General features: G+C 70.3%; 27 protein-coding genes, 4 tRNA genes and 4 pseudogenes. 23 read left to right on the top strand and 12 right to left on the bottom strand.

The genetic code is table 11. The annotated features are described in order from the left end of the window. Positions 1-16: 16 nt before the first annotated feature. Complete coding sequence (gene fic / locus QM772_RS13320; protein WP_415137228.1) at positions 17-1,174, bottom strand: protein adenylyltransferase Fic; 1,158 nt, start codon at positions 1,172-1,174, stop codon at positions 17-19. 204 nt (positions 1,175-1,378) lie between these two features. On the opposite strand from fic, the gene QM772_RS13325 reads away from it, so the two are divergent. Next, entirely contained in the window at positions 1,379-2,350 is a 972-nt protein-coding gene (locus tag QM772_RS13325; RefSeq protein WP_415137230.1) for a Bug family tripartite tricarboxylate transporter substrate binding protein, read from the top strand. Between the two features lie 154 nt (positions 2,351-2,504). On the opposite strand, the pseudogene QM772_RS13330 reads toward QM772_RS13325, so the two are convergent. Next, positions 2,505-3,095, bottom strand: a pseudogene (locus tag QM772_RS13330) (MarC family protein); the annotation flags it as partial. Between the two features lie 84 nt (positions 3,096-3,179). Here QM772_RS13330 and QM772_RS13335 point away from each other — a divergent pair. Continuing rightward, on the top strand, positions 3,180-3,989 hold the full coding sequence (locus tag QM772_RS13335; protein ID WP_415137232.1) for an enoyl-CoA hydratase/isomerase family protein: 810 nt from the start codon (positions 3,180-3,182) through the stop codon (positions 3,987-3,989). Between the two features lie 59 nt (positions 3,990-4,048). Here QM772_RS13335 and QM772_RS13340 read toward each other — a convergent pair whose 3' ends face one another. Continuing rightward, entirely contained in the window at positions 4,049-4,702 is a 654-nt protein-coding gene (locus QM772_RS13340) for a glutathione S-transferase (RefSeq protein ID WP_415137234.1), read from the bottom strand. A 90-nt stretch (positions 4,703-4,792) separates the two neighbouring features. Here QM772_RS13340 and QM772_RS13345 point away from each other — a divergent pair, with 90 nt between their 5' ends. The 5 genes from QM772_RS13345 (at position 4,793) to QM772_RS13365 (ending at position 8,508) form a co-directional block, all read left to right on the top strand. Next, positions 4,793-5,152 (top strand): hypothetical protein, encoded by a 360-nt coding sequence (locus tag QM772_RS13345; protein WP_415137236.1) that lies wholly within the window; start codon positions 4,793-4,795, stop codon positions 5,150-5,152. Between the two features lie 79 nt (positions 5,153-5,231). Then, on the top strand, positions 5,232-5,726 hold the full coding sequence (locus QM772_RS13350; RefSeq protein ID WP_415137238.1) for a YcnI family protein: 495 nt from the start codon (positions 5,232-5,234) through the stop codon (positions 5,724-5,726). Positions 5,727-5,770: 44 nt separating this feature from the next. After that, positions 5,771-6,247 carry a copper chaperone PCu(A)C gene (locus QM772_RS13355; protein ID WP_415137240.1) on the top strand — a complete coding sequence of 159 codons (477 nt, stop codon included), beginning with the start codon at positions 5,771-5,773 and terminating at the stop codon, positions 6,245-6,247. A 103-nt stretch (positions 6,248-6,350) separates the two neighbouring features. Continuing rightward, positions 6,351-7,217, top strand: a complete 867-nt coding sequence (locus QM772_RS13360; RefSeq protein WP_415137242.1) for a PhaM family polyhydroxyalkanoate granule multifunctional regulatory protein — start codon at positions 6,351-6,353, stop codon at positions 7,215-7,217. A gap of 25 nt (positions 7,218-7,242) precedes the next feature. After that, on the top strand, positions 7,243-8,508 hold the full coding sequence (locus QM772_RS13365) for an FIST C-terminal domain-containing protein (protein ID WP_415137244.1): 1,266 nt from the start codon (positions 7,243-7,245) through the stop codon (positions 8,506-8,508). Positions 8,509-8,640: 132 nt separating this feature from the next. On the opposite strand, the gene QM772_RS13370 is transcribed toward QM772_RS13365, so the two are convergent. Beyond that, on the bottom strand, positions 8,641-9,579 hold the full coding sequence (locus QM772_RS13370) for a LysR family transcriptional regulator (protein WP_415137246.1): 939 nt from the start codon (positions 9,577-9,579) through the stop codon (positions 8,641-8,643). Between the two features lie 94 nt (positions 9,580-9,673). Here QM772_RS13370 and QM772_RS13375 point away from each other — a divergent pair, with 94 nt between their 5' ends. The 3 genes and pseudogenes from QM772_RS13375 to QM772_RS13385 all read left to right on the top strand — a co-directional run bounded on the left by QM772_RS13375 (position 9,674) and on the right by QM772_RS13385 (position 12,933). Next, positions 9,674-10,675, top strand: coding sequence for a Bug family tripartite tricarboxylate transporter substrate binding protein (locus QM772_RS13375; RefSeq protein WP_415137248.1), 1,002 nt, complete (start codon positions 9,674-9,676; stop codon positions 10,673-10,675). A 61-nt stretch (positions 10,676-10,736) separates the two neighbouring features. Beyond that, positions 10,737-11,819: a CaiB/BaiF CoA transferase family protein gene (locus tag QM772_RS13380; protein WP_415137250.1), complete on the top strand. Its 1,083-nt coding sequence runs from the start codon at positions 10,737-10,739 to the stop codon at positions 11,817-11,819. 84 nt (positions 11,820-11,903) lie between these two features. Then, a pseudogene (locus QM772_RS13385) lies at positions 11,904-12,933 on the top strand (IS30 family transposase). Positions 12,934-13,001: 68 nt separating this feature from the next. On the opposite strand, the gene QM772_RS13390 reads toward QM772_RS13385, so the two are convergent. Beyond that, entirely contained in the window at positions 13,002-13,733 is a 732-nt protein-coding gene (locus tag QM772_RS13390) for a helix-turn-helix domain-containing protein (RefSeq protein ID WP_415137252.1), read from the bottom strand. A gap of 125 nt (positions 13,734-13,858) precedes the next feature. Here QM772_RS13390 and QM772_RS13395 point away from each other — a divergent pair, with 125 nt between their 5' ends. The 4 genes from QM772_RS13395 (at position 13,859) to QM772_RS13410 (ending at position 17,342) form a co-directional block, all read left to right on the top strand. Next, on the top strand, positions 13,859-14,644 hold the full coding sequence (locus QM772_RS13395; protein ID WP_415137254.1) for a sterol desaturase family protein: 786 nt from the start codon (positions 13,859-13,861) through the stop codon (positions 14,642-14,644). Next, the gene (locus QM772_RS13400) at positions 14,641-16,593 is read left to right on the top strand and encodes an MFS transporter (RefSeq protein ID WP_415137256.1); all 1,953 of its coding nucleotides are present in this window, start codon (positions 14,641-14,643) and stop codon (positions 16,591-16,593) included. Before QM772_RS13395 ends, QM772_RS13400 begins: the two co-directional genes overlap by 4 nt. Positions 16,594-16,671: 78 nt before the next feature. Further along, positions 16,672-16,929: a FitA-like ribbon-helix-helix domain-containing protein gene (locus QM772_RS13405; protein ID WP_415137258.1), complete on the top strand. Its 258-nt coding sequence runs from the start codon at positions 16,672-16,674 to the stop codon at positions 16,927-16,929. After that, the gene (locus tag QM772_RS13410) at positions 16,926-17,342 is read left to right on the top strand and encodes a type II toxin-antitoxin system VapC family toxin (RefSeq protein ID WP_415137260.1); all 417 of its coding nucleotides are present in this window, start codon (positions 16,926-16,928) and stop codon (positions 17,340-17,342) included. Before QM772_RS13405 ends, QM772_RS13410 begins: the two co-directional genes overlap by 4 nt. A 24-nt stretch (positions 17,343-17,366) precedes the next feature. Here the strand turns inward: QM772_RS13410 and QM772_RS13415 are convergent, their stop codons facing one another. Then, positions 17,367-17,738 carry a hypothetical protein gene (locus QM772_RS13415; RefSeq protein ID WP_415137262.1) on the bottom strand — a complete coding sequence of 124 codons (372 nt, stop codon included), beginning with the start codon at positions 17,736-17,738 and terminating at the stop codon, positions 17,367-17,369. A 689-nt stretch (positions 17,739-18,427) separates the two neighbouring features. Here QM772_RS13415 and QM772_RS13420 point away from each other — a divergent pair. The 8 genes and pseudogenes from QM772_RS13420 to QM772_RS13455 all read left to right on the top strand — a co-directional run. After that, positions 18,428-18,505 (top strand) — tRNA-Pro (locus QM772_RS13420). 7 nt (positions 18,506-18,512) lie between these two features. Further along, positions 18,513-18,588 (top strand) — tRNA-Phe (locus QM772_RS13425). Between the two features lie 11 nt (positions 18,589-18,599). Next, positions 18,600-18,679, top strand: a tRNA-Cys gene (locus QM772_RS13430). A gap of 29 nt (positions 18,680-18,708) precedes the next feature. Continuing rightward, positions 18,709-18,882: a hypothetical protein gene (locus QM772_RS13435; protein ID WP_415137264.1), complete on the top strand. Its 174-nt coding sequence runs from the start codon at positions 18,709-18,711 to the stop codon at positions 18,880-18,882. Positions 18,883-18,894: 12 nt separating this feature from the next. Further along, positions 18,895-18,971: transfer RNA gene (locus QM772_RS13440), tRNA-His, on the top strand. Positions 18,972-19,015: 44 nt separating this feature from the next. After that, complete coding sequence (locus QM772_RS13445; RefSeq protein ID WP_415137266.1) at positions 19,016-19,591, top strand: HNH endonuclease; 576 nt, start codon at positions 19,016-19,018, stop codon at positions 19,589-19,591. A 377-nt stretch (positions 19,592-19,968) separates the two neighbouring features. Then, positions 19,969-20,282 (top strand): annotated as a pseudogene (locus QM772_RS13450) (transposase); the annotation flags it as partial. Next, a pseudogene (locus QM772_RS13455) lies at positions 20,279-20,445 on the top strand (IS5/IS1182 family transposase); the annotation flags it as partial. The pseudogenes QM772_RS13450 and QM772_RS13455, both read left to right, overlap by 4 nt. 305 nt (positions 20,446-20,750) lie before the next feature. On the opposite strand, the gene QM772_RS13460 reads toward QM772_RS13455, so the two are convergent. From QM772_RS13460 to QM772_RS13475, 4 genes are all read right to left on the bottom strand, one after another. After that, entirely contained in the window at positions 20,751-21,062 is a 312-nt protein-coding gene (locus QM772_RS13460; protein ID WP_415137268.1) for a hypothetical protein, read from the bottom strand. Positions 21,063-21,389: 327 nt separating this feature from the next. Further along, on the bottom strand, positions 21,390-21,593 hold the full coding sequence (locus tag QM772_RS13465; RefSeq protein WP_415139669.1) for a hypothetical protein: 204 nt from the start codon (positions 21,591-21,593) through the stop codon (positions 21,390-21,392). Then, entirely contained in the window at positions 21,503-21,808 is a 306-nt protein-coding gene (locus QM772_RS13470; protein ID WP_415137270.1) for a PAS domain-containing protein, read from the bottom strand. Before QM772_RS13470 ends, QM772_RS13465 begins: the two co-directional genes overlap by 91 nt. After that, on the bottom strand, positions 21,805-22,230 hold the full coding sequence (locus QM772_RS13475; protein WP_415137272.1) for a MarR family winged helix-turn-helix transcriptional regulator: 426 nt from the start codon (positions 22,228-22,230) through the stop codon (positions 21,805-21,807). The genes QM772_RS13470 and QM772_RS13475 overlap by 4 nt, the downstream gene beginning before the upstream one ends. Before the next feature lie 140 nt (positions 22,231-22,370). Between QM772_RS13475 and QM772_RS13480 the strand changes: the two genes are divergently transcribed. Continuing rightward, on the top strand, positions 22,371-23,189 hold the full coding sequence (locus QM772_RS13480) for a DODA-type extradiol aromatic ring-opening family dioxygenase (protein WP_415137274.1): 819 nt from the start codon (positions 22,371-22,373) through the stop codon (positions 23,187-23,189). Between the two features lie 84 nt (positions 23,190-23,273). Here the strand turns inward: QM772_RS13480 and QM772_RS13485 are convergent, their stop codons facing one another. After that, positions 23,274-24,248 carry an NAD(P)H-dependent flavin oxidoreductase gene (locus QM772_RS13485; RefSeq protein WP_415137276.1) on the bottom strand — a complete coding sequence of 325 codons (975 nt, stop codon included), beginning with the start codon at positions 24,246-24,248 and terminating at the stop codon, positions 23,274-23,276. Between the two features lie 26 nt (positions 24,249-24,274). Beyond that, complete coding sequence (locus QM772_RS13490; protein ID WP_415137278.1) at positions 24,275-25,240, bottom strand: hypothetical protein; 966 nt, start codon at positions 25,238-25,240, stop codon at positions 24,275-24,277. Positions 25,241-25,298 lie beyond the last annotated feature (58 nt).

Consider the following 25,298-nt stretch of genomic DNA (forward strand, 5'->3'; position numbering starts at 1 on the left):
CGCTGGCAGCTATATATTAAATAGCTTCCGGCGCCGCATAGGGCGCGAAGGTGTTTCCGTCCCGCGTCAGCAGCTGCATCAGCTTGGGGTGGATGAACAGCTTCTCGCGCCCCACCGGCTGCTCGCGCAGCACGCCGATGCCCACCAGGTCCTGCAGATAGCGCGAGGCGGCCTGCCGCTGCCCGATGCCCCGGGCGACGAGGTGGCCGATGCGGCAGTAGGGCTGCTCGAACAGCGTCTCGACCAGCTCGTGGCTGTAGAGCTTGGGCAGGCGCTGGCGCACGTGGTCGGTGGTGTGGGCTTGCAGGGTGCGCAGGGCGGCGATCTTGCCGGTGGTCCAGCGGGCGGTTTCCTCGACGGCGCGCAGCATGTACAGCACCCACTCTTCCCAGGCCTGGCTGCGCGTGACCTCCAGCAGCAGGCGGTAGTAGTCGGCCTTGTGGTCGATGATGTAGCGACTCAGGTACAGCACCGGCAGGTTCAGCAGCTCTTCCTGGATGAGGATCAGGAGGTTGAGCACGCGCCCCGTGCGGCCGTTGCCGTCGGTGAAGGGGTGGATGGCCTCGAACTGGTAGTGCGCCACCGCCATGCGGATGAGCGGGTCGAGTTCGCGCTGCTCGTGGATGAAGCGCTCCCAGTTGGCCAGCAGGCCGCGCAGCAGCGCCTCGCCTTCGGGCGGGGTGTAGATGGCCTCGCCGCTGCGGTCGTTCACCAGCTGGGTGCCGGGCGTGCGGCGCACGTCCATGGCGGCGCCCTTGAGGGCGGTGCAGATGTCCACGGCGGTGCGGGCGGCGAGCGGCCGCTCGCGCAGCGACTCAAAGCCCTGGCGCAGCGCGGTGCGGTAGCGCAGGGCCTCCTTGGTGGCCGGGTCGGCGTGCTCGCCGCCGTCGTCGGCATGGCGGAACAGCTGGTCGGTGGTGGTGACGATGTTCTCGATCTCGGAGCTGTCCTTGGCCTCCAGCAACGGAATCGTGTTGATGAGCACCGTGGGGTTGGGGATCAGCGCCGTGGCCTGCTTCAACTCGGCCAGGGCCGCCCGCGCGGGAATGCACTGCTTGAGGATGGCGCGGCTTTCCAGCTCGGCCTGTGGCGGCAGCGGGGGCAGGTCGTTGTAGGGGCGGTCCCGAAACCAGCGCGCCTGGGCCATGTTCTCGTTTTCGTGGTTTTGCGACATATCTGGAGCATATGTCGCCGTCGAGCACAGGCCAACGGAACGCGTTCTAGAAATTGGATTTTTGCGACACGTTTTGATTTCGTGTCGTCGCCAGCGATATATAGGCAGAATGTGTCGCAGAAATTCTGAAATAGCGACATATCTTGCGGCCAGGGCCGAGCGTCTACACTCCTGCGGGCCATGAACATTAAAGGAGACAAACCCATGCAACGTCGAGACTTCATCGCCCTGGCCGCCGCCGGCATCGCCGCGCCCTGGGCGCGCGCGCAGACCGGCTGGCCCGCCCAGCAGATCCGCTGGGTGGTGCCGTACCCCGCCGGCGGCGGCACCGACGTGCTGGCGCGGGCGATCTCGGAGGCCATGCGCCCGCTGCTGAACCAGCAGCCCATCGTGGTGGACAACCGCCCCGGCGCCGCCACCAACATCGGCGCCGAGCTGGTGGCCCGCGCCAAGCCCGACGGCTACACCGTGATGTCGGCCGACAACGCCGTGCTGGCCTTCAACGAGCACCTGTTCAGCAAGCTACCCTTCAGCCCCGAGAAGGACTTCAGCTACATCGGCGCGTTCGGGCGCTTCCCGCTGGCGCTGGTGGTGCACCCCGACTTTCCGGCCAAGACGTTCAAGGACTTCCTGGCCTGGGCGCGCGCCAACCCCGGCAAGCTCAACTACGCCTCGCCCGGCAACGGCTCGCCGCACCACCTGGCGATGGAGCTGTTCAAGACCCGCACCGGCAGCTTCATCACCCACATCCCCTACCGCGGCGCCGCGCCGGCCATGCAGGACGTGATGGGCGGCCAGGTGCCGTGCATGTTCCTCGACCTGCCGGCCGGCCTGCCCGTGATCCAGAGCGGCAAGGTGCGCGCCCTCGCCATCGGTTCCGCCAGGCGCGTGGCGCAGCTGCCCGACCTGCCGACGCTGGCCGAGCTGGGCGTGAAGGACAGCGAGGTCTACGCCTTCCAGGGCCTGCTGGGCCCCGCGGGGCTGCCCGCCGACGTGGTGACCCAGCTGAACGGCGCCATCAACCAGGCGCTGCGCGACCCCGGCGTGGTCAAGCGCATGCAGGACTACGGCATGGAGGCGCAGCCCGGCACGCCCAGGCAGTTCCTCGACATGGCGCGCGCCGAAAGCCGCCGATGGGGGCAAGTCATCAAGGCCGCCGGCGTGAAATTGGACTAACCCCCAGTCTGCGCGGACTTCGTTCCGCTCCGCCTCCCCCCTTACAGGGGGCGCACCCACTGACCGGGGGAACCCCGGCCACGGGTGCACTGAGATGGCCTGCTCCGCGGCCACCGGCACCTTTTCCGCGCGATGCGCGGTTGGCGATCAGATTCTGTTGCAAGAACAGCCGCGCCCCGCGCAGCAGCATCTCCACCGCCAGCGCCACCAGGATCAGGCCGATCAGCCGCTCCACGGCCAGCAGCACGCGCGTGCCCACCAGGCGCTGAAGGCGCTCGGCCAGCAGCAGCACCACGGCGCACACGGCCATCGTCACCGACAGAGCGCCCACCCATTCCCAGCGCCGCTCGGGCGCCTGGCTGACCAGCAGCATCACCGTGGCCAGCGCCGAGGGGCCGGCCAGCGCGGGCACGGCCAGCGGCACGATCAGCGGCTCGCCCGCCGGTTCGTCGCCGGCCGGGCGCGGGGGCGGCGGGAACACCATGCGGATGGCGATCAGGAACAGCACCACGCCGCCGGCCACTTGCAGCGAGAGCTGCGACAGGTTCATCACCCGCAGGAAGCCGTCGCCCACGAACATGAAGGCCAGCAGCAGCAGGAAGGCGATCAGCACCTCGCGCAGGATCACGCGCGGCCGGCGCTCGGCCGGCACCGCCCTCAGCGCGTTGGCGAAGATGGGGATGTTGCCCACCGGGTCGGTGATGAGCAGCAGCAGGATGGTGGCGGAGACGAAGGTGTAGGCCATGGCGAGCGCGATTGTGACGCGCGGCGAAGTACCGCCCAGCGCTTACGATCCGCGCTTTCACCCCCGCAGCAGGAGACGCCCCGCATGAGCACCCCCGCCATCGACTACGGCCGCTACCAGACCCTCCACATCACCCGCCGCGGCCAGGACGGCGGCGTGATCGACTTGCAGATGAAGGCCGCCAACGGCAAGCTGCCCACCGCCGGCCACGACGGCCACTGGGAGCTGTCCGAGATCTGGCGCGACGTGGACAAGGACGACAGCGTGCGCGCCGTGGTGCTGCGCGGCGAGGGCATGGGCTTCTCGGGCGGCGGCGACCTGGCGCTGGTGCAGGACATGGCCAGCGACTTCGCCGTGCGCACCCGCGTGTGGAAGGAGGCGCGCGATCTGGTCTACAACGTCATCAACTGCGACAAGCCCATCGTCAGCGCCCTGCACGGCCCGGCCGTGGGCGCGGGGCTGGTGGCGGGGCTGCTGGCCGACATCTCCATCGCCGCCCGCACGGCAAAAATAGTCGACGGCCACACGCGCCTGGGCGTGGCCGCCGGCGACCACGCCGCCATCTGCTGGCCGCTGCTGTGCGGCATGGCCAAGGCCAAGTACTACCTGATGCTGTGCGAGGCCGTCACCGGCGAGGAGGCCGAGCGCATCGGCCTGGTGTCGCTGGCCGTCGATGACGACCAGCTGCTCGCCAAAGCCTACGAAGTGGCCGACAGGCTGGCCGCCGGCAGCCCCACCGCGATCCGCTGGACCAAGTACTCGCTCAACAACTGGTACCGCCAGGCGGGCCCGAGCTTCGACACCTCGCTGGCGCTGGAGTTCATGGGCTTCGGCGGGCCGGACGTGCACGAAGGCGTGGCGTCCCTGCGCGAGCGGCGCGCGCCGAAATACTGATAGCTATATAAATAATAGCTGCCAGCGCTTGTCCAGTAAGCGCTGGAGGCCGATTTGGCTCAAGACTTGGCTTTCATCTTCGCCAGCATCAACCCCGTGTTGGTCTTGCGGTCCGCATTGACCTGCTGCACCGTCGGCCGCTCGCCCATGCGCTGGAGGTAGTCGCGCGCGGCGGGCAGCGCGGCCAGCAGATCCTCGCCATAGATGATCTTGCTGCAACTGGCCACCAGCGGCAGGTGCACGGCGGCGGCGCAGTCGGCCAGCGTGAACTCGTCGCCGGCCACGAAGGGCGCGAACTTCGCCAACTGGCCGAAGGCGGCGATGTTCTTTTCGAGCTGCGGGCGCAGCTTGGCCTTCAGGCCGTCGCTGACCTTGCCGCCGAAGAACGCCTCGGGGTAGAGGTTGCGCGCCACCAGTTCCAGGTGCAGCTCCAGGTAGCGCAGCAGCTCGCGCACCTTGGCGGCCTGGTAGGGGCTGGCGGGCATCAGCGGGTGCTCGGGGTAGCGGTCTTCCACGTACTCCAGGATCACGGTCGATTCGCTGATCGGCCCCTCGTCGGTGATGGCGTAGGGCACCTTGCCCAGCGGGCTGGCGGCGCGGTCGGTCTCGCCGACCCAGGCCAGCACCTCCTCGAACGGCAGGCCTTTTTCCAGCAGCGCGAGCTTGACCTTGTTGTAGTAGTTGCTGGCCGCGAAGCCGCAGAGTTTGAGCATGGATGGTTCTCCTTGTGGTGCGATGCGCGAGCGTAGCGTGCACCGTGGCTTGGCGCAGTCGCGGATTGGACGTGTCCCATAATCCGCCGCATGCCGCCCCGCCGCCTGCACCGCCTCATCGCCCGTCTGGCGCTGGCGTGGTTCGCGCTGGCGCTGGGCGCGGCGGCCGCCTCGCCGCTGGTGCGGCCGCGCGCCATGCAGCTGGTGTGCAGCGCGTCGGGTGCGGTGAAGCTGCTGGTGGATACCGGCGACGGCCTGGCCGAGGCCGGCCAGGCCACGCTCGACTGCGCGCTGTGCCTGCTGGCCGACGCGCCGCCCGCCTGCCCGCCGACCGTGCGGCCGCCGGCCAGCGCGCAGGCGCCGCAAGCGGCCGCGCCGCACCCGCCCGCGCCCGTGGTGGCGCAGGCCGGGGCGCCGCTGCCGGCGCGCGGGCCGCCCGCTGTCTCCTGAACCGTCGTCACCCGCAAGCCGCGCCCGCTCCGCCCGGACCGGGGTGGCGGCTTTCCCGTCGATCTTCAGGAGGTTTTCCATGACCAGGTTCTTCATCGCCGCCGCCCTGCTGGGCGCGGCGGCCGGCGCGCAGGCGCACATCACGCTGGAGCAGCCCAGCGCCGAGGCCGGCACCTACTACAAGGCCGTGCTGCGCGTCGGCCACGGCTGCGAGGGCTCGCCCACGCAGGCCCTCACCGTCACGCTGCCGCCCGGCGCCCTGCATGCGCACCCCATGCCCAAGCCGGGCTGGACGCTGGCGGCGCGCACCGACCCGGCGTCCGGCGCCGTCACCCAGTGGGCGTGGCAGGGCGGTTCGCTGGCCGATGCGCATTACGACGAGTTCGTGCTGCGCGTGAAGCTGCCGGCGCAGCCCGGGCCGCTGTGGTTCCGCGTGCACCAGCAGTGCGCGCAAGGCGCCAACGACTGGGCCGAGGTGCCCGCCAGCGGCACCGACACGCGGGGGCTCAAGCGGCCCGCCGCGCTGCTGGACGTGCGGCCCGCCGCCGCGCCGGCGCATGCGCACGCGCATTGACGCGCTTTTCCCACTGCCTTCTCATCCCGACCGGAGAAACGAACATGCGTGAAATCAAGACACTGCTCGCCGCCGCTGCCCTGCTGCTGGCCGGCGCCGCCCTGGCCCAGACCGTGAAGGTCGAGAGCGCCTGGGCGCGCGCCACCGTGCCGGGGCAGCAGGGCACCGGCGCCTTCATGACGCTGACCGCGCCCGAGGGCGCGCGCCTGGTCGGCGCCAGCACGCCCGCCGCCGGCGTGGCCGAGGTGCACGAAATGGCGATGCAGGGCGACGTGATGAAGATGCGCGCCGTGCCCGCGCTCGACCTGCCCGCCGGCCAGCCGGTGGAACTCAGGCCCGGCGGCCACCACCTCATGCTGATGGACCTGCGCGCGCCGCTCATGCCCGGCAGCACCGTGCCGCTGACCCTGGTGCTGCGCGACGCGCGCGGCGCCGAAGTGCGCCAGGAGGTGCGCGTGCCGGTGCGCGCCGCCGCGCAGCCCGCGCCCGGCGCCGCGTCGGCCCACGAGCACAAGCACTGATCCGCGCGCCGGCGCGCCTTTGCGTTAAGCTGCGCGCAGCCGCCGTGAGGAGACCGCGTTCGCAGCGTGCGCGGCGGCCCCAACGACCATGAAAGGCGCAGCCATGAGTGATGCCAACGCGTTCGATCTCGGCAAGTTCATCCCGGGGTTCGACTTCCTGCAAAAGCTTGCCGCCGAGCGGCCCGGCGCCCGCGGCGCGGCGGCCGGCCTGGGCAACTGGGTCGCGCCCACGGTCAGCGTCGAGGAGCTGGAGCGCCGCATCAAGGATCTGCGCGCCGTGCAGTTCTGGCTGGAGCAGAACGTCGTCGCCGTCAAGGCCACCATCCAGGCGCTGGAGGTGCAGAAGATGACGCTGGCCACGCTGCGCGGCATGAACGTGAGCATGACCGAGGTGGCCAAGGCCTTCACGCTGCCCACGGGCAGTCCCGCATCGGCCACGGCGCCGGCGGCCGCGAAGGACGCCCCCGCGCAGTCTTCCGCCTGGCCCTACGCACCGGCCCCCGCCGAAGCCGAGCCCCCGGCCGCCGAACCGCCGGCCGAGCCCGCGCGCCGGCCCCGCCGCGCCAAACCGGCGCGCCGCGCGTCCGGCAAGGCCGCCGAAGCCGCCGCGCCCGCCGCCGGCCTGGCCGACCCGGTGCAGTGGTGGGGCGCGCTGACCCAGCAGTTCCAGCAGATCGCCGCCAGCGCGCTGCGCGAGGCCGGGCGCGCTGCCCCAGAGGCCACGCCCGCCGCCGAGACTGCTATTGATTCAGCAGCTGCCGGCGCAGACCAGGCGGGCGCCGAGGCCCCGAAAGCCGCCAAGAAACCGGCCGCGCGCAAGAAGGCGCCGGCCAAGAAGGCTGCCCGCAAGGCCGCCGCCAAGCCTGCCGCCAAGGCGGTCCCCTCCGCGAAGAAGGCCGCCAAGCCGGCTCCGCGCTCGCCGCTGGCCGGCTGGCCGCTGCCGCCGGCCTTCAAGCTCGGCCGCCGCTGAACCAGCGCCGCGCACCCCCGCCGGCATGACCCTGTTCCCCTGCGGCCATGCCACCCACCCGCAATGGCCCATGGCCTGCGGGCTGGTGCTGGCGCAGCTGCGCGCGCGGATGGCGCTGCCCGGCCACGCCGGCGCGCCCACGCTCGGCCTGCTCTACATCACCGACCACTACGCGCCGCACGCCGCCGCCATCCTCGACCACCTGAGCGCCGAGCTGCCCGAGGTGTCCGACTGGGCCGGCACCGTCGGCGTCGGCGTGTGCGCCAGCGGCGCCGAATACATCGACGAGCCCGCGCTCAGCGTCATGCTGTGCGAGCTGCAGGTGGACCAGTACCGGGTGTTCTCCGGCGTCGCGCCGCTGTCCGCCGGGCGCGGCTTCGCGCCGCACGCCGCGCTGGTGCACGCCGACGCGCGGATGCCCGACCTGCCCGAGATGATCGCCGAGATGGCCGCGCGCACCGCCACCGGCACCCTGTTCGGCGGTCTGGCTGCCAGCCGCAGCGAGCCGGTGCAGTTCGCCGCCCCCGGCCAGGGCAACGCGCCGGGGCAGGGCGCGGCCGGCGGCGTGTTCAAGGGCGGCCTGTCGGGCGTGGCCTTCGGCGCCGGCGTGGCGCTGGTCTCGCGCGTCACCCAGGGCTGCCAGCCGGTGGCGCCCGCGCGCGCCGTGACGGCGGCCGACGGCCGCCTGCTGCTGGCGCTGGACGGCGAGCCCGCGCTCGACGTGCTGCTGCGCGACCTCGGCGTTGACCGCAACCACCCGCAGCGCGCCTTGCCCGCGCTGCGCCAGACCTTGATCGGCCTGTCGGACGCTGGCGAGCACGGCCTCGGCCGCGCCGGCCACTTCGGCGCCGACGTGCGGGTGCGCCACATCGTCGGCGTCGATCCGGCGCGGCGCGGCGTGGCCGTCGCCGACACGGTGGAGGAGGGCATGCGCGCGGCCTTCTGCCAGCGCAACCCGGCGGCGGCGCGCGCCGACCTGATGCGCATCTGCGCCGAGATCCGAGAGGAGCTGGAGCCCGAGGAGGTCTCGCACAGCGCCGCCGTCGCCCTGGCCGCCGCGCACGAGACGGCGGCGGCGCACCCGGCGCGGCGCATCCGCGGCGCGGTCTACGTCAGCTGCGCCGGCCGCGGCGGCGCGCACTTCGGCGCCCCCGGCGCCGAGCTGCAAGCCGTGCGCCAGGCGCTGGGCGACGTGCCGCTGACCGGCTTCTTCGCCGGCGGCGAGATCGCGCGCCAGCAGCTGTACGGCTACACCGGCGTGCTGACGGTGTTCGTGGGCAGCGCCGGCTGATGCGCGCGGCGCTGAGGGCCTGAATTGGCCCTCAGCGCTTATTCAGCAAGCGCTGGCAGCTATTGATAGGGTAGCAATCGCCGGCAGGGCCGATGGCGGCCTCGGCATCGGGCGCGGCGGAATCATCGGCCATCATGCGAGCGAAGCCGCCTCCGCGATGCAGGCCGTGAGCGCCGCCAGCGCTGGGTCGTGCTGCTTGCCGCCGCGGTACACCCACGCCAGCCGGCCCGCCCCGCGCTGCGCCGGCACGCGCAGCGGCGTCAGGCGCAGCGTGGGCGCGTAGCGCCGCACCACCGATTCCGGCGCCACCGTGATGAAGCGGCCCGTGGCCACCAGGTGCAGATTGGTGTGGAACGACACCGAGGTCACCACCGGCTCGGGCGGCGCCAGGCCGGCGTCGAGGTAGAGGCCGTCGAACGCGCGCCGCGTGAGGCTGTCCTGCGGCGGCAGCGCCCAGGCGTGGCCGGCCAGGCTGCGCAGCGTCTGCCGGCCGCGCGCGGCGCGGTGGCCGGGGCCGGCGACGAAGGCGAAGCGTTCGTCGCCCACCAGCTGCACCACCGCGTCGTCGAACATCAGTGCCGGCTCGTCGGACGGCGGCAGCCGGCTGAGGATGGCGTCCAGCGCGCCCGTGCCCAGCGCCTGCCACAGCGGCGCGACGGTGGCTTCGTGCAGTTCCACGCGCACGTGCGGCGCATCGCGCTGCAAGGCCGCCAGCGCCGCCGGCATGAAGCGCAGCGCCGCCAGCGGCACGCAGCCGACGCGCAGCACCGGGCGGGCCGGCGCCTGCGCGGCGGCCTGGGCGGCCAGCAGCTCATGCCGCGCGGCGCTCAGCCGCTGCAGCGCCGCCTGGCCCGCCGGCGTCAGCGCTACGCCGCGCGCCTGCCGGTCCACCAGCGCCGCGCCGAAGGCCGCCTCCAGCCCGCGCAGCGCCTGCGTGATGGCGGGCTGCGTCACGTGCAGCCGCTCGGCCGTGCGCCGCAGCGAGCCGGTGGCGGCGATGTGGTCGAGCAGCATCAGGTCGCGCAGCCGCAGGTGGCCGATGCGGCTGGCGAGGACGGGGTCGGTGGTCATGGCGTGGCTTATCGGTGGATAAGAAAGTGTGTATTTTGCTTATCGGCCTGCATGCCTAGACTGGCTGCACGACAACGACCGCAGGAGACTGGCCATGCCCGATTCCCGTTCCCCGCCGGCGCAGCGCCGCCGGATGCTTGCCGGCGCCGCCGCGCTGGCCGCGACCGCGCTGTGGCGCCCGGCGCGTGCGCAGGCTTTCCCCAGCCGGCCGGTGAAGACCATCGTGCCCTTCGCCGCCGGCGGCGGCCCCGACGTGCTGGCGCGCAAGACGGGCGTCAGGCTGGCCGAAGCGCTGGGCCAGAGCGTGGTGGTGGAGAACATCGTCGGCGCCGGCGGCATCCTGGCCGCGCAGAACGTGGCGCGCGCGCCGGCCGACGGCTACACGCTGCTGCTGGGCTCGTCGGCGCAGATCGTGCAGAAGCTGATGCAGCCTTCGGTGAAGTTCGATCCGCTGAAGGATTTCACGCCCGTCACCTGCACCGGCTTCAGCCCCGCGCTGCTGGTGGTGGCGGCCGATGCGCCATGGAAGACGGTGCAGGAGCTGGTGGCCGCCATCCGCGCCAGGCCGGCCGCGCTCAACTACGCCTCGGGCGGCATCGGCAGCGCCGCGCACCTGACCGGCGCGGCGCTGGAGCAGGCCATGCAGGTGCAGGCCGTGCACGTGCCCTACAAGGGCTCGGTGGAGATCATCCCCAGCATCCTGCAAGGCGCCACGCAGTTCGCCTTTCCCATCGTCTCCACCGCCATTCCGTACGTGCTGGACGGGCGCGTGCGCGCGTTGGCCACTTCGGGCGGCCAGCGCCTGGCGCAGCTGCCGCAGGTGCCCACGCTGCGCGAGGCGCTGGGCAAGGAGGAGCTGGCGCTGTCTTCCTGGGGCGGCGTGTGGGCGCCCGCCGGCACGCCGGCCGAGGTGGTGGACGTGCTGTTCCGCGCCTACCAGAAGACCTACGCCGACCCCGCCGTGCGCGCCGACCACGAGGCCGCGGGCGTGCTGGTGGAGCTGAGCGCCTCGCCGGCCGACTTCGGCCGCTTCATGGCGGAGGAGACGCGCAAGTACGCGCGCATCGTCAAGGCCGCGCGGCTGGTCACCTCATGAGCGCCCGCCCGGCCGCTCCGAAGGGCGCTCGCACCGCAGTGCGAAGCACGGAGGTGTTCCGATGACCGCCGCGGATACCCCGATGCAGCCCCTGGCGGGCGTGCAGGTGGTCGATTTCAGCCACGTGATCGCCGGCCCGCTGGCGAGCTTCTACTTGGCGCAGCTCGGCGCCACCGTCGTCAAGGTGGAGGCGCCGGGCGGCGACGTGATGCGCGGCTCGGCCCAGGGCGCCGCGCAGTTCGCGGCCTTCAACGCCGGCAAGCAGTGCCGCACCATCGACCTGCACACCGAGGCCGGCCGCGCCGAGGCGCTGGCGCTGGCCGAGCGCTGCGACGTGCTGGTGGACAACTTCCGCCCCGGCGTGCTGGCGCGCCTGGGCCTGGGCCATGTGGCGGTGCGCGCGCGCAACCCGCGCCTCATCTCCTGCGCCATCTCGGGCTACGGCACGCAGCACGCCGGCTGGGCGCGGCGCGGCGCCTACGACCACGTGATCCAGGCGCTCACCGGCATGGCCATGCTGGCCGGCGGCGAGGGCGACCCGCCGGTGAAGACGGGCTTCCCCGTCGTCGACGTGATGACCGGCGTGCTCGCCGCCTTCGCCATCACCGCCGCCGTGCAGGAACGCGAGCGCACCGGCCGGGGCTGGCACGTGGACGTGTCGATGTGGGCCGCGGCGCTGCAGCTCATGTACCCCTTCAGCGTGGACGTCATGGCCGGCGGCAGCGCGCCGGCGCGCGTCGGCAACAAGGGCTATTCGGGCAGCCCGGCGGCGGAATACTTCGAGGCCAGCGACGGCTTCATCGCCATCGGCGCCAACACGCCGCGGCAGATCGCGAAGCTCTACGAGGTGCTGGGCTGGCCGGCCGCGCAGGCCGGGGACGACCTGGTGCAGGGCCCCGGCTTCGCCCGTGCGCGCGATCCCGATGCCTTCCGCACCCGGCTGGCCGCCGCCCTGCGCACGCGCACCGCGCAGGCGTGGGAGGACGCCCTGCATGCCGCCGGCGTGCCCGCCGCGCGCGTGCGCACGCTGGACAGCTTCGTGCGCGACGCGCAGGCCGCCGGCGCGCTGGTGCCGCACTGGCTGGAGCTGGACGGCGTGCGCGTGCCCAGCCCCGGCCTGGGCTGGACGAGCGTGCCGGCGTAAGTCATTCTTTTGAGCGAAATAGGCCTTCAGAGCTTGGCGGCCTCAAATCTGAAGTGCAACACCCCCTTCAGAATTGAGGCATCCATGACCGAAAGAACCTACGAGCAGCTCAGTGAGATGGAGCGCTACGCGATAGCGCTGGGCCTGCAGCAAGGGCAGAGCCAGAGCGCCATAGCCAGAGCGCTGGGCCGCTCCAAGAGCACCATCAGCCGTGAGTGCAAGCGCAATGGAGGTGCCCAGGGCTACACCTCCAAGTACGCCCAGCAGCGCAGCGACAGACGCAGGCGCTTTGCCCGGCCGTTACCGAAGCTGCACCGCGATGGCTCCTTGTTCTCACTGGTGTGCGAGCATCTGCGCCAGCACTGGTCACCCCAGCAGATTGCAGGACACTTGAAGGCCCTGCACCCCGATGACAAGCGCATGAGAGCGTCACACGAGAGCATCTACACCTGCATCTATGCCCAGCCCAGGGGCGAGCTGAAGAAAGAGCTGGTGTCGTGCTTGCGCATGGCCCATGCCAAACGCTGGCCCCGCTCCAAGGGCAAGGATCGGCGCGGGGAGATCCAGGATTCTGATGAGCATCCACGTGCGCCCGCCCGAGGTCGAGGATCGCCAGCTTCCCGGCCACTGGGAAGGCGATCTGATCAAGGGGGCGGCCAACGCCAGCGCCATCGGCACGCTGGTGGAGCGCACCACGCGCCTGGTGCTGCTGGTCAAGCTGCCACATCCCAACCCGGCCACGGCCGCGCACGTGCTGCAGGCGTTCAGCGACAAGCTCAATGGCATTGCCAGCCCTATGCGCAAAACCCTGACCTATGACCGAGGCTCGGAGATGGCCGAGCACGCCAGGCTGAGCCAGAACACGGGCATGAAGGTGTACTTCTGCGATCCCCACAGCCCCTGGCAGAGGGGCAGCAACGAGAACACCAATGGGCTGCTGCGCCAGTACTTCCCCAAAGGCACCGATCTGAGCGGCTATACGCAGGAGCAGCTTGATGCCGTCGCCGATGAGCTCAATGGCCGTCCCAGGATGACCTTGGGCTACCGCACTCCGCTTGAGGTCTATGCTCAGCACCTACAACTATTGACCCAGCGCGGGGACTCCGTGCATTGAATCAATGTTGCACTTGGACTTGAATCCGCCCTTGCCTGACAATCGCTGACAGCTATCAAAAATGTAGTTCAACGCCGCAGACGTGTGAACGCGGCGAACTCCCAGCAGCGCATCGCCAGCACCAGCGTGTAGCCCTCGACCTCGGCGGCCTTCAGCTTCTGGTCGGTCTGGTGCTGCTGCGCGAAGTCCTGCGCCAGGCGCTGCAAGCGCTCCACGAACGAAGGCGCCAGCGCGCGGCTGATGCTGCCGTGTACCAGTTGCAGGTGTTCGCCGCCGCCGTCGAAGCCGCCGCCGAAGTAGTCCAGCACCACGTGCTCGCGGAAGTACTGCATCACCGGCCCGTGCGGGCGCCAGCGGAAGGTCTTGGCCACTTTCAGGCGGTAGCGGTTGAGCGGCTTCAACTCGATGATGCCGATGCGGTCGAGCTGCGCCAGGTACTTGACCACCTCGGCCTCGGTCAGGCGGTAGGCGGCGGTCATCTGCTCCAGCGTCCAGCCGCTCAGCACGTTGATGGCCACCAGCAGCAGCTTCTCGTCCTGCACCACGGCGCGCTCCTGCTCGGCCGTCAGCTCTTTCAGCAGCGGCTGCGCGTCGGCCACGCGGCGCGCCAGCTCGGCGAAGTCCAGCTTCAGCGCGCGGCAGATGGCATCGACGCGCGACAACGGCATGTCGCCCTTGGCCAGCATGCGCTTGACGCTGGACTCGGCCATGCCCAGCGCGCGCGCCAGGTCGGCGTAGGTCATCTGGGCGGCCTTCAGCTCTTTCTTGACGGCGGCGACGAGGTCGGCGGTGGTGCTCATGGGCGGTATTAGAGCATCGCGTGGCGATACCGCTGGGCGCGGAAGCGGACGCTGGGGCGCATTTCGCGCATCGCGGGCCGCGCCGCTGCGTAGCCTGCGGCCTGCGTTTGACCGGAGAGTTCCCCATGCTGCCCATCATTCTTCTCGTATTCGTCCTGTGCTTCGTGTTGGAGCGCGCCTGGCCCGGCTGGCCGCTGCCGCGCATACGCACCTGGCCGCTGCGCGTGCTGACCATCAACGCCGCGCAACTGGCCGTGGTGCTGCTGGCCGGCGTGACGTGGGAGCGCTGGCTGTCCGGCGCGTCGCTGCTGCATCTCAGCGCGCATCTGTCGCCCGCCGCCGGCGGCGTGCTGGCGTACTTCGTGGCGACTTTCGTCTTCTACTGGTGGCATCGCGTCCGGCACGAGAACGACACGCTCTGGCGCCTGTTCCACCAGATCCACCACAGCCCGCGGCGGCTGGAGGTCATCACCTCGTTCTACAAGCACCCGGGCGAGATGGTGGTGAACGCCATCATCGGCAGCCTGCTGGTGTACGCGCTGCTCGGCCTGTCGCCGCGGGCCGGCGCGGTCTACACCCTGTGCACCGCGCTGGGCGAATTCTTCTACCACACCAACATGCGCACGCCGCACTGGGTGGGCTGGTTCTTCCAGCGGCCGGAGATGCACCGCATCCACCACCAGCACGGCCGCCACCGCAACAACTATGGCGACATCACCTGGTGGGACATGCTGTTCGGCACCTACGAGAACCCGCGGCAATGGCATGGGCGCTGCGGATTCGATGCCGACAAGGAGGAGCGGCTGATCGACATGCTGCTGTACCGCGACGTTCACCGCGACGTGCCGCAGCCCTCACAATGCGCCGGCAACACCGAAGCGACGCATCCCCAGAGGAACTTCCGATCATGAGTCAACCGACCGCCGCCGTGGCCGCCACCCAGGCCCTGCCTGCCGCACCGCACGACGCGCCCAACCAGTTCGCCCTGCTGCGCCAGCGCCGCTTCGCGCCGTTCTTCTGGACGCAGTTTTCCGGCGCCGCCAACGACAACCTGTTCAAGTTCGCCTTCACCGTGATGGTGACCTACCAGCTCAGCGTGAGCTGGCTGGAGCCGGCGCTGGCCGGCATGGTGATCGGGGCGCTGTTCATCCTGCCGTTCCTGCTGTTCTCGGCCACCAGCGGGCAGCTGACCGACAAGTACGAGAAGACAGCCCTGATCCGCCTCGTCAAGAACCTGGAGATCGCCATCATGGCGCTGGCCGCCTGGGGCTTCATGGCCGCCAGCGTGCCGGTGCTGCTGGCCTGCGTGTTCCTGATGGGGCTGCATTCCACGCTGTTCGGCCCCGTCAAGTTCGCCTACTTGCCGCAGGTGCTGAACGAGCGCGAGCTGACCGGCGGCAACGGCATGGTCGAGATGGGCACTTTCGTCGCCATCCTGCTGGGCAACGTGGTCGGCGGCATCCTGGTGGCCTTGCCGCAGGTGGGGCATGCGTCGGTAGCTATCGCTTGTGTAGCGCTGGCGGTGCTGGGCCGCGTGGTGGCGCAGTTCATCCCGCGTGCGCCGGCCACCGACCCGGGCCTGGCGATCAACTGGAACCCGGTCAGCGAGACCTGGCGCAACCTGAAGCTGGCGCACGGGCAGATCGCCGTGTTCCGCTCGCTGCTGGGCATCTCGTGGATGTGGTTCTTCGGCGCCGTGTTCCTCAGCAACTTCCCGGCCTTCGCCAAGGACGTGCTGCACGGCAACGAGCAGGTGGCCTCGCTGCTGCTGGTGGTGTTCTCCATCGGCATCGGCGCCGGCTCGCTGCTGTGCGAGCGGCTGTCGCACCGGCACGTGGAGATCGGCCTGGTGCCGCTGGGCGCCATCGGCATGAGCGTGTTCGCCATCGATCTGTACTTCGCCTCCCGCGGGCTGCCGCCGCACGCGGGCCACACGCTGGGCAGCTTCCTGGCGCAGGCCGCGCACTGGCGCGTGATGGCCGACCTGGCGCTGCTCAGCCTGTTCGCCGGCCTGTACAGCGTGCCCATGTACGCGCTGATCCAGCTGCGCAGCGCGCCCACGCACCGCGCGCGCATCATCGCCGCCAACAACATCCTCAACGCGCTGTTCATGATCGGCAGCGCGCTGATCGCGAGCGCGCTGCTGAAGTCGGGCTTCAGCATCCCGCAGATCTTCCTCATCACCGGCCTCGCCAACGCCGTGGTGGCCGCCTACATCTTCCTGCTGGTGCCGGAATACCTGCTGCGCTTCGTCTCCTGGGTGGCCACGCGCCTGGTGTACCGCTACCGGGTGCAGGGCGAGGAGCACATCCCGTCCGAAGGCCCGGCCGTGCTGGTGGCCAACCACGTGAGCTTCGTCGATGCCGTGCTGCTGATGGCCGCCAGCCCGCGCCCCATCCGCTTCATCATGGACCACCGCATCTTCCAGGTGCCGGTGCTGGGCTGGCTCTTCAGGCTGGCCAAGTGCATCCCGGTGGCCTCGCAGAAGGACGACCCCGCCACCTACCAGCGCGCCTTCGACGAGGCGGCCAAGGTGCTGCGCGAGGGCGACCTGCTGGGCATCTTCCCCGAGGGCGGCATCACGCGCGACGGCCAGTTGCAGCCCTTCAAGGGCGGCATCATGAAGATCCTGGAGCAGGCCCGCGCCGACGGCGTGAATACGCCCGTGGTGCCGATGGCGCTGACCAACCTGTGGGGCTCCTACTTCAGCCGCATCGAGCAGGGCGGCGCCATGGTGCGGCCGTTCCGCCGCGGCCTTTTCAACCGCGTGGGGCTGAACGTGGGCGAGGCGGTGCCGATGGGGGAGGTGACGCCGGAGGGCTTGCGTGAAAGGGTGGCAGGTTTGCTGGCGAGGGGGTGAGTGCGCCGAGCCAGGGCAGCTTGACGCATGCATGCATTCCGTCAAAATGCCTGCATTCACTCGCCCAGGAGGTGAACCATGTCCGGAACGCTCACCATCAGAAAGATCGATGAAGGCATCAGGCATGCCCTGAAGCTCCAGGCCCACCTGCACAACCGGAGCATGGAAGAGGAAGCCAGGCACATCATTGCTTCTGCGCTCACCAAGGCGCACCCCGAAGGTTTTGGCGACAAGCTGACGGCTATCGGCCGCAAGCATGGCGTGACCGCGCAAGACATCGAACAGGCGGGCGCCGTACGTGACTGCCGCCCCGCAACGCCGATGGACGTTGAATGATCGTCCTCGACTCCAACGTGGTTTCGGAAGTTCTGAAACCCGAGCCGGACGCCCATGCCCTGCGCTGGCTCAACCGGCAGGCGCCGGACACGTTGTTCATCACCGTCGTCACCATCGCCGAGAACCTGTTCGGCGTGGAAGCCATGCCCGACGGCAAGCGCAAGGAAATGCTGCGTGCCGCCTACGAGGAGTTGTATGCCAACTTCCAGGGGCGGGTGCTGCCCTATGACGAACCCGCTGCCCGGCAGTACAGCACCATTGCAGCGCAGGCGCGCAAGGCCGGCCGGGGCTTTCCGGTGCCTGATGGGTACATCGCAGCCATCGCGGCGGCCAGGGGCATGTACGTCGCTACCCGCGACACCGGGCCCTACCTGGCCGTCCCTCGCCTGAAGGTCATCGACCCCTGGGCTTGAGCGTTGCATGGTGCATGGCGTGTCTCAGCCACTCCCATCGACCACTCCCCGCATCTGCTTGCGCAGCGCCCGCCGCCCCGCCGCACTGCTGACGCGCCAGGCGGCCAGGGCCAGATTCATGAAGGCCTTTTCATCGGGTGAGGGCGGCGCGTCGTCGTGCGCTTCGTCCAGCCAGCCGGTGGGCTTGCCGCACAGCACTTCGATCTGGCGCGCCAGCTTATTGCCGATGGGCCGGCCCGATTTGATCTGGCTCCACATGCTGGGCGAGATTTGCAGCCGCGCGGCGAAGTCCTGCTCCAGCCCCTTGGGGGCGGCGCCCTGCGCCATCGCGTTTTCGGCGTGAAGCTGGAAGAGCGCCAGCACGTTCTGGCGGCGGACGAGGGTGAAGTCGGACACGGGCGGAATGTCGATGTATCGCAACAGATTAAAAAAGATTCTCGCCGCACTTGACGATGGAGTAAAGACTCTTTACAGTCACGACCCATCGCTCCTCGGAGCCATTTTTTCAACCGGACTTCTCAAGGCTTCATCGTGAAAACCGCATACGTCATCCGCACACGCACCTGCTTCGGCAGCGGCGCGATGGCGCGCGCCGGTTGGGCGCCGTGCGGCGTGTGGCATTCGGGGAATCGGCCCATGAACCATGCCTGCCGTTTTCCGCGGCTTGAGGACTTCACCCTTCCGGGGGAGGGCATCGCCTAGACGCATGCCCTTCACGCCGGGCGCCTGATGCAGGCGCCCACAGCGGCCCGGAAGACCGAGAGGTTTCCGGGCCGTTTCTTTTTCTCAGTTCTTTTCTCGACGCGCGGTGATCGCACCGCGCCGATGGCTCTTTAACAACTTGCCGCAAGACCGGGCGCCGTACTGGCGGACAGCCCGCTTGCAACGAACCGGGCGGGGCCGCGCGATGCGCGGCGCCTCGCCCCACTTCGGCTGTGCCCGCGCACGCCGTCGTCGCAACCGCCGGTGAGGGCGGCGGCGGCCATGTGCGCGGCAGCCCGGCCGGCGCCACGTGCAGCGGACCACCGCACCCGACGGGGTGCCCGCGCGCGGACACAGCCGAAGTGGACATTTTTTTGAGTTCTCTGGGCGTAATGTCAGCCAGGTAGACGGCCTGCCTTGGAAGCAGGAGGACGCTGGATCGAAGCCAGCCGCCCAGACCAGCACAGCGCCGACATAGCTCAGCGGGTAGAGCGCCTCGCCGAAGACGAGGGCGTGGGAGGTTCGAGTCCTTCTGTCGGCACCAGTTTCTTCATCGGCGCGGTAGCCAAGAGGTCGAAGGCAACGGATTGCAAATCCGTTCATCACCGCGGGTTCGAATCCCGCCCGCGCTTCCATCCCCTTCATCGTTCAAGGAGTGACCCGCATGCGCAAGCTGCAATCCCAGGCCGTGCCGGCGGTGATCCCGGCGATTCACCTGCCGGCCGCGCGGCGCGTGCTGCGCTTGACCGCGCGGCTGTGGCTGCCGGCGGCGCTCAGGCGCGCACGAGCCGACCGTCTGCCGCTGGACGAGCGCGTGCGCCTCGTCGGCGAATGGTGATTCTTTTTTCTGGTGTCCATGGCGCAGTCGGTCAGCGCGTCGGGTCGTGACCCCGAAGGCCGCCGGTTCGAGTCCGGCTGGACACCCCATTCGCTCCCATCTCATTTCTCAAGGCCGCGGAAAGGAGGCCCCCATGCACACGCATCGCTACAGCCAGGTGCTGCAACTCGACATCCAGGGCGCGCCGCAGGCGTGGATCACGCTGGCGCAGGCGGCCACGCACGTGGCGCGGGGCGCGGTGGCCTGGGCCGAGGGCAGCGGGCCGCTGGCGGTGCTGCGCGGCGGCTTCAACGTGCCGCGCGGCGCGCCGTCGGTGCTGGAGGTGCCGCCCATCATCGCGCTGCACGGCGCGGCCGGCGTCAACCTGTTCGACATCGTGCCGGCCGTCACCAAGACCCGGCTGCTGCGCCGCGACTGGCACACCTGCGCCTACTGCGGCCAGGTGCAGGCCGAGCGCGCCTTGCAGTGCGAGCACATCGTGCCCGCTTCGCGCGGCGGCGCATGGAGCTGGATGAACCTGGTGGCCGCCTGCGCCGCGTGCAACGGCCGCAAGGCCGACCGCACGCCGGAGGAGGCGGGCATGCCGCTGGTCTATCTGCCCTACGTGCCCAGCCGCTTCGAGAGCTTCCTGCTCGAAGGCCGGCACATCCGCGCCGACGTGCATGAGTGGCTGGCCGCGCGGCTGCCGAAACACTCGCGCCTGCATTGAGAACATCAACACGCTCGCAGGCGCGTCAACGCATCTGCTGTCGAGGGCGCAACGCTTACAGGCCAGGGGTTGGGGCCGCCAGGCCCGCCCCGTCGGTGCGCGGCGCCCGGTGTCACCACCGTGGGTCGCCGCGCATGCCGCGGCGCCGGAGGCAGCCGATACCGCCTTGCTCTGGAGAGCGCCCGCCAGGGTGACCGGGTTCGATTCCCGGGGCCGGCACCTTTGGATGGCTCAGAGGTAGAGCAACGAACTTGTAATTCGTCGTCCCTGAAGAACCCGTGGAACCCGCATGAACACTGGTTTCCTGGGTGAGTGCCGATGTTCTGAACTGCCGGTTTGATTTCCAATAGGGGCTGTTTCCTGGGAGTTCTGCCGTGATGTTTGCCTGCCCGGCCACCGACGATTTCTTCCGTGCGCGCATCGATCAGATGATCGAGCTGCGCCATCCGCTGGCGGTGCTGGCCTCGCGCATGCCCTGGCAGGAGATGGAGGCGCGGGTCGCGCACCTGCTCGTGCGCAAGGCCCACGCTGGGCTGACACGCCCCGCTGGCAGTTCTTCTCGGGCTGTGCCTGCTACGAAGACCGCCAGCCCTGCGACGCCACCCCCCTGGTGAAGTTTCGCCAGTTGCTGGGCGAAGAAGGCGTGGAGGAGTTGCTGGCGCAGACCATCAACGTGGCCGTCGATCTCAAGCCAAGGCCAGACGAATCAGCGCACAGGAGAAAACGCAGCTGAAGCGGCGTCAGGCGATCGAACCAATCATCGGGCACCTCAAGAGTGATCACCGCATGAACCGCTGCATGCACTGCTGTGTGCGGCCGGCTACAACATCCGCTGGCTGCTGAGGAAGATCGCCAAGAAGGGCATCGCCCTCCTGCGGCAGCTTTATTTGCGCCTGTGCGAGATGGCGGGCGCATCACCGAACTGGCGCACGGTGCTGCGCACTTTGCTTCTGTCGCCTCTCAATTCTCCAGACCAACGCCATGCAGGGGCTCGGATTTGAATAAATCAGGGACGACCACTTGCCGCAGGGCCTGTTTCCCATGCTGCGCGGGCTGATCCTTGTAATTCGTGCATGTACATGTAGGAAATGCAAGGATGAGTGTTTGACCCTATCGGGCCACCGCAGCTCCAGCGCCGTGCCTATGCGTTGGCTGTTTGCTACTCTAAAAATAGCTGCCAGCGCTTGATGGACGGGCGCTGGAGGCCGATTTGGCTATGAATCCAACGGCTCCCCTCGCACCCCTTGCCGCCGTCAGTGCACGGCCCCGTGAGGTGCCCCCAGGCGAACACCACGAACAGCAGCCAGCCGGCGATCCACATCAGCGCGGCGGCCCACCACGACGCCAGCACGGCCGCGCCCAGCCACGCCAGCCCCAGCAGCGCGAAGCCGGCGGCCATGCCCGCGTACACCGCGTACAGCGGCCATACCCAGCGGTGCAGCAGCGCGCGGCCCACGTGCCACTCGGTCATCAGCGCCAGCACGGCGGCGGCGGCAGCCAGGGCCAGCCAGCCGGCGGTGGCGAGGGCGATGCACCAGATGGCCAGCCGGCGGCGCGCGGTAGTCGGCCTCGTGCACGCCCAGGGGGTCCAGCATGCCGTGCAGCAGGCGCATGGAGATGCGGCTTTGCGCCAGCATGATCAACCATCATCACGCCCGCGCGCGGCGCCGCCAGCAGCGCATCGGCACCTTGCGGGATGCGGCGGCGAGTGGGTGGCGTCATCTCGATGCCTCAGGCTGGAGCGGCTGCGGCACTACTCCAGCGTGGGCAGGCCGGCGTCCCGAATCCTTGCCCGAAGTCACGCTTTTTGCGCGCGCGCCGCCTGCTCGGCCAGGTGGCGCGCGGTGGCGTCTCGTGCCATCGCCACCGAGCCCAGGGCGGTGCCGCCTTCGTCGCAGACCACGCCGAAGCTCATGTCCACGTACAGCTTGCGGCCCTGGTCCTTGTGCGCGGCGCGCGTGGTGCGCACCTGCGCGCCCAGGCGCGCCTGGGCGCTGGCCATGGCGCGGTCGTAGGCGGCCCAGTGGGCGGCGCGCAGGCGCTCGGGGATGATCTCAGGTCCAGGCTCTGGCCCAGCGCCTCGGCGGCGCTGAAGCCGAACAGCGCCTCGGCGGCGCCGTTCCAGGCGCGGATGGCGCCGCCAGTGTCGGCGTAGATCAGCGCGTCGGCCGCGCCGGCGACGATGCGGGCCCAGGGGGTGTCGGTTTCGGTGCTCATCGTGGGGGTTCTCCTGGAGGCGTGATGCCGGGCACGGCGAAGCCGCCGCGCACCGAGGCCAGCTCGTCGCGGTGCAGCCGCGCCAGCCGCTCCACCAGCGCGCGGCCGGCGGGCGTGAGGTGCACCTCGACCAGGCGCTGGTCGCCCCGGCTGGCGCGGCGCTCGACCCAGCCGGCCGCCTCGCAGCGGGTGACCAGGGCCACCACGCCGTGGTGCTGCGCCTGCAAGCGCTCGGCCAGTTCGGCGATGCTGGCCCAGCGGCGGCCGGGAAAGCCGCGCAGTTGCAGCAGCAGCTGGTACTGCTGCGCGGTGCAGCCGTGCGCGCGCGCCAGCTCCTCGCTGACGCGCAGAAAGCGCCGCAGCTGGTGGCGGAAGTGCGCCAGCAGCGCGATGTCGGACTGGCTCAGGCGGCGCGTCGGCATGCCTGTTTTTATATCACGCCGTGATATATGCGCGCGACGTTCGTGGGCGCCGAGCCGTGCGGGCCACCGCGATGCCGGGCCGCCGGGGCGCGGCGGGCGGACAATTGCCCCTCCCACCCCGCCGAAGACGTGAAGCCGCCATGAGTACCCCCGCAGACCGCCAGCCGACCCTGTTCATCCCCCACGGCGCCGGCCCGTGCTTCTTCATGGACTGGAACCCGCCCGATGCCTGGGACCGGACGGCCGCCTTCCTGCGCGGCATCCCGGCCGGCCTGCCGGCGCGGCCCCGGGCCATCCTGCTCGTCTCCGGCCACTGGCTGGCGGCGCAGCCCACGCTGACCAGCGGCGCGCGGCCGGGCCTGATCTACGACTACGGCGGCTTCCCGCCCCACACCTACCAGCTGCGCTACGACGCGCCCGGCGCGCCTGACGTGGCCGCGCGCGCGGCGCAGCTGCTGGCCGGCGCTGGCCTGCCCGCCGCGCAGGACGCCGCGCGCGGCTGGGACCATGGCGTGTTCATTCCGCTGAAAGTGGCCTTCCCCGACGCCGACGTGCCGGTGGTGCAGCTCTCGCTGCTGAGCAGCCTGGACGCCGGCGCCCACGTCGCCCTGGGCCGCGCGCTGGCGCCGCTGCGGGGCGAGGGCGTGCTGATCGTCGGCAGCGGCATGAGCTACCACAACATGCGCGGCTACCGCGACCCGCGCTCGACCCCCGTCAGCGCGGAATTCGACCGCTGGCTGACCGAGACCGTGGCCCTGCCCGCCGCCGAGCGCGACGCGCGCCTGGCCGGCTGGGCCGCGGCCAGCGGCCCGGCCGGCCGCCTGTCGCACCCGCCGCGCGCCGAGGAGCACCTGCTGCCGCTGCACGTGGCCGCCGGCGCGGCGGGCGAGGGGCGCGGGCGCCGGGTGTTCTCCGACGAGGTGCTGGACGTCGTGATCTCGGCCTTCCGCTTCGATTGAGTCTTCAAGCCTTTTTGGCCTCCAGAGCCCGCCAGTCAAGCGCTGGCAGCTACGATTAATGTAGTGAACTGGCGGCGGCGCGCATCAGCGCAGCAGGCCGGCCAGGCGCTGCTCGATCAGCGCGTGGGCCTGGGCCATGATGCCGTCGATCAGCTCCTTGACCGTCGGCACGTCTCGGATCAGCCCCGCCACCATGCCGCAGCTCCAGGCGCCGGCGTCCATGTCGCCGTTCTGCATGATGCGCGGATAGACGCCGGCCACCTCCTTGATGATGTCCTCGAACTTGATGCTGGCGCCCAGCGCCTTCTCCTTGGCCAGCAGGCGCTCGACGGCGGCGTTGTTCAGCACGCGCTCGGTGTTGCGCAGCGGGCGCATCACCAGGCGCGTGTCCAGCTCGCTGGCGGCGACGATCGCCTGCTTGACCTTCTCGTGCACCGGCGCCTCCTGGGTGGCGATGAAGCGCGTGCCCATGTTCATGCCCTCGGCGCCCAGCGCCAGCGCCGCCACCAGGCTGCGGCCGTCGGCCATGCCGCCGGAGGCGACGAAGGGCACCTTCAGCTCCTCGGCCGCGCGCGGCAGCAGGATGAAGTTGGGCACATCGTCCTCGCCCGGGTGGCCGCCGCACTCGAAGCCGTCCACGCTGACGGCGTCGCAGCCGATGGCCTCGGCCTTCAGCGCGTGGCGCACCGAGGTGCACTTGTGGATCACCTTGATGCCGGCCTCGTGCAGCAGCGGCATCCACTTCTGCGGGTTGTTGCCGGCCGTCTCCACGGCCTTCACGCCGCCCTCGACGATGGCCTTGATGTAGCCGGGGTAGTCGGGCGAGGTCACCGTCGGCAGGAAGGTGAGGTTGACGCCGAAGGGCTTGTCGGTCATCTCGCGGCAGCGCGCGATCTCCTTGGCCAGCAGATCGGGCGTCTTCTGCGTCAGGCCGGTGATGATGCCCAGGCCCCCGGCGTTGGACACGGCGGCGGCCAGCTCGGCCAGGCCGACGAAGTGCATGCCGCCCTGAATGATGGGGTGCTCGATGCCGAAGAGTTCGGTGATGCGGGTTTTCACGTGCGGTTCTCCTTGGGGATGCGGGATCAGGCTGTCAGTCCGAGTTCACGGGCCTCGGCATCGTAGTTGGCGTAGGACGCCTTGAGCGTGGCGTGGTTGAGGATCATCTCGGCCGCCAGGGTGCGCGTGCCGGCGGCGAACACGCGGGTGCGGATCCACAACGATTCGGTGCGGGCGCTCTCGCTCAGGGCGACGATCTCGCGCTCCAGGTCGTAGGGCTGGCCGACGAAGAGCGGCCCTTTCACCAGCCGGATCTGCTGCCCGGCGAACAGGCCCACGGCCGGCCCGCGCCCGCCGAGGGCCGCGCGGTCCATGCTGCTGCCCAGCAGCACGCTGATCATCTCGATCGGGACGATGGCGCGGCCCCAGGGCGAGGCCGCGCCGCCCTCGCGCGTGTACCAGGGCGAGGGCTCGGTGATGGCCTTCAGCTTGGCCGCCAGCGTGAACGGGTAGTAGTGGCCCATGTGCTGGTCGAAGTCCATCGCCACCGTTTCAGCCTCGGCGCCGCGCTGGCCCACCTTCAGGTCGCGGTTGATCACCAAGCCCTTGGGCGGGCGCAGCTTGGCGATGCGCTGCGGGATCTCGTGCGCGCCGCCCGGCACATCGCCGACCGAGGCGGTGCCGGTCAGCACCGGCGTGCCGTCGGCCTTCTCGGCCCAGATGCGCGCCACCGCCTCGCCAGCGGCGGGCGGCTGCACGAAGGCGCGCACCTGCTCGCCCTCGACCACCATGTTCTGGTAGTGCGCGCTGATGCAGCCGCTCTCGAACCAGCGTTGGCCGAACAGGCCGGCCAGCAGCGGGTCGAACTGGCTGAAGTGCGTGGGCCCCTCGATGGGGCCGGCGCGCAGGCCCAGGTCGCCTGCGGTCTTGTCGTCGTGGATGGACTTGTGGCCGCCGTAGGTCTGCTCGGCCAGCATCTGGCGCGGCTGGCGCAGTGGGCCGCACAGGGTGGTGGGGAAGTCGGGGAAGGCGGCGCTCTTGGCTGAGGTCATGGTGCGGCGTGTGGAGAAGGCGGGCGACCTGAAAGGATAGTCGGCCGGGTGCCGCGCC

This window comes from Ottowia sp. (assembly GCF_047601385.1).
GTDB lineage: Bacteria > Pseudomonadota > Gammaproteobacteria > Burkholderiales > Burkholderiaceae_C > Ottowia.

Coding starts and splice junctions, on each gene's coding strand:
- QM772_RS13445 (WP_415137266.1), top strand. CDS start 19,016: ATGCACACGCATCGCTACAGCCAGGTGCTGCAACTCGACATCCAGGGC.
- QM772_RS13360 (WP_415137242.1), top strand. CDS start 6,351: ATGAGTGATGCCAACGCGTTCGATCTCGGCAAGTTCATCCCGGGGTTC.
- QM772_RS13345 (WP_415137236.1), top strand. CDS start 4,793: ATGCCGCCCCGCCGCCTGCACCGCCTCATCGCCCGTCTGGCGCTGGCG.
- QM772_RS13340 (WP_415137234.1), bottom strand. CDS start 4,702: ATGCTCAAACTCTGCGGCTTCGCGGCCAGCAACTACTACAACAAGGTC.
- fic (WP_415137228.1), bottom strand. CDS start 1,174: ATGTCGCAAAACCACGAAAACGAGAACATGGCCCAGGCGCGCTGGTTT.
- QM772_RS13475 (WP_415137272.1), bottom strand. CDS start 22,230: ATGCCGACGCGCCGCCTGAGCCAGTCCGACATCGCGCTGCTGGCGCAC.
- QM772_RS13325 (WP_415137230.1), top strand. CDS start 1,379: ATGCAACGTCGAGACTTCATCGCCCTGGCCGCCGCCGGCATCGCCGCG.
- QM772_RS13395 (WP_415137254.1), top strand. CDS start 13,859: ATGCTGCCCATCATTCTTCTCGTATTCGTCCTGTGCTTCGTGTTGGAG.
- QM772_RS13465 (WP_415139669.1), bottom strand. CDS start 21,593: ATGGCCAGCGCCCAGGCGCGCCTGGGCGCGCAGGTGCGCACCACGCGC.
- QM772_RS13435 (WP_415137264.1), top strand. CDS start 18,709: ATGCGCAAGCTGCAATCCCAGGCCGTGCCGGCGGTGATCCCGGCGATT.
- QM772_RS13470 (WP_415137270.1), bottom strand. CDS start 21,808: ATGAGCACCGAAACCGACACCCCCTGGGCCCGCATCGTCGCCGGCGCG.
- QM772_RS13400 (WP_415137256.1), top strand. CDS start 14,641: ATGAGTCAACCGACCGCCGCCGTGGCCGCCACCCAGGCCCTGCCTGCC.
- QM772_RS13355 (WP_415137240.1), top strand. CDS start 5,771: ATGCGTGAAATCAAGACACTGCTCGCCGCCGCTGCCCTGCTGCTGGCC.
- QM772_RS13460 (WP_415137268.1), bottom strand. CDS start 21,062: ATGACCGAGTGGCACGTGGGCCGCGCGCTGCTGCACCGCTGGGTATGG.
- QM772_RS13410 (WP_415137260.1), top strand. CDS start 16,926: ATGATCGTCCTCGACTCCAACGTGGTTTCGGAAGTTCTGAAACCCGAG.
- QM772_RS13365 (WP_415137244.1), top strand. CDS start 7,243: ATGACCCTGTTCCCCTGCGGCCATGCCACCCACCCGCAATGGCCCATG.
- QM772_RS13370 (WP_415137246.1), bottom strand. CDS start 9,579: ATGACCACCGACCCCGTCCTCGCCAGCCGCATCGGCCACCTGCGGCTG.
- QM772_RS13405 (WP_415137258.1), top strand. CDS start 16,672: ATGTCCGGAACGCTCACCATCAGAAAGATCGATGAAGGCATCAGGCAT.
- QM772_RS13480 (WP_415137274.1), top strand. CDS start 22,371: ATGAGTACCCCCGCAGACCGCCAGCCGACCCTGTTCATCCCCCACGGC.
- QM772_RS13335 (WP_415137232.1), top strand. CDS start 3,180: ATGAGCACCCCCGCCATCGACTACGGCCGCTACCAGACCCTCCACATC.
- QM772_RS13375 (WP_415137248.1), top strand. CDS start 9,674: ATGCCCGATTCCCGTTCCCCGCCGGCGCAGCGCCGCCGGATGCTTGCC.
- QM772_RS13490 (WP_415137278.1), bottom strand. CDS start 25,240: ATGACCTCAGCCAAGAGCGCCGCCTTCCCCGACTTCCCCACCACCCTG.
- QM772_RS13390 (WP_415137252.1), bottom strand. CDS start 13,733: ATGAGCACCACCGCCGACCTCGTCGCCGCCGTCAAGAAAGAGCTGAAG.
- QM772_RS13350 (WP_415137238.1), top strand. CDS start 5,232: ATGACCAGGTTCTTCATCGCCGCCGCCCTGCTGGGCGCGGCGGCCGGC.
- QM772_RS13380 (WP_415137250.1), top strand. CDS start 10,737: ATGACCGCCGCGGATACCCCGATGCAGCCCCTGGCGGGCGTGCAGGTG.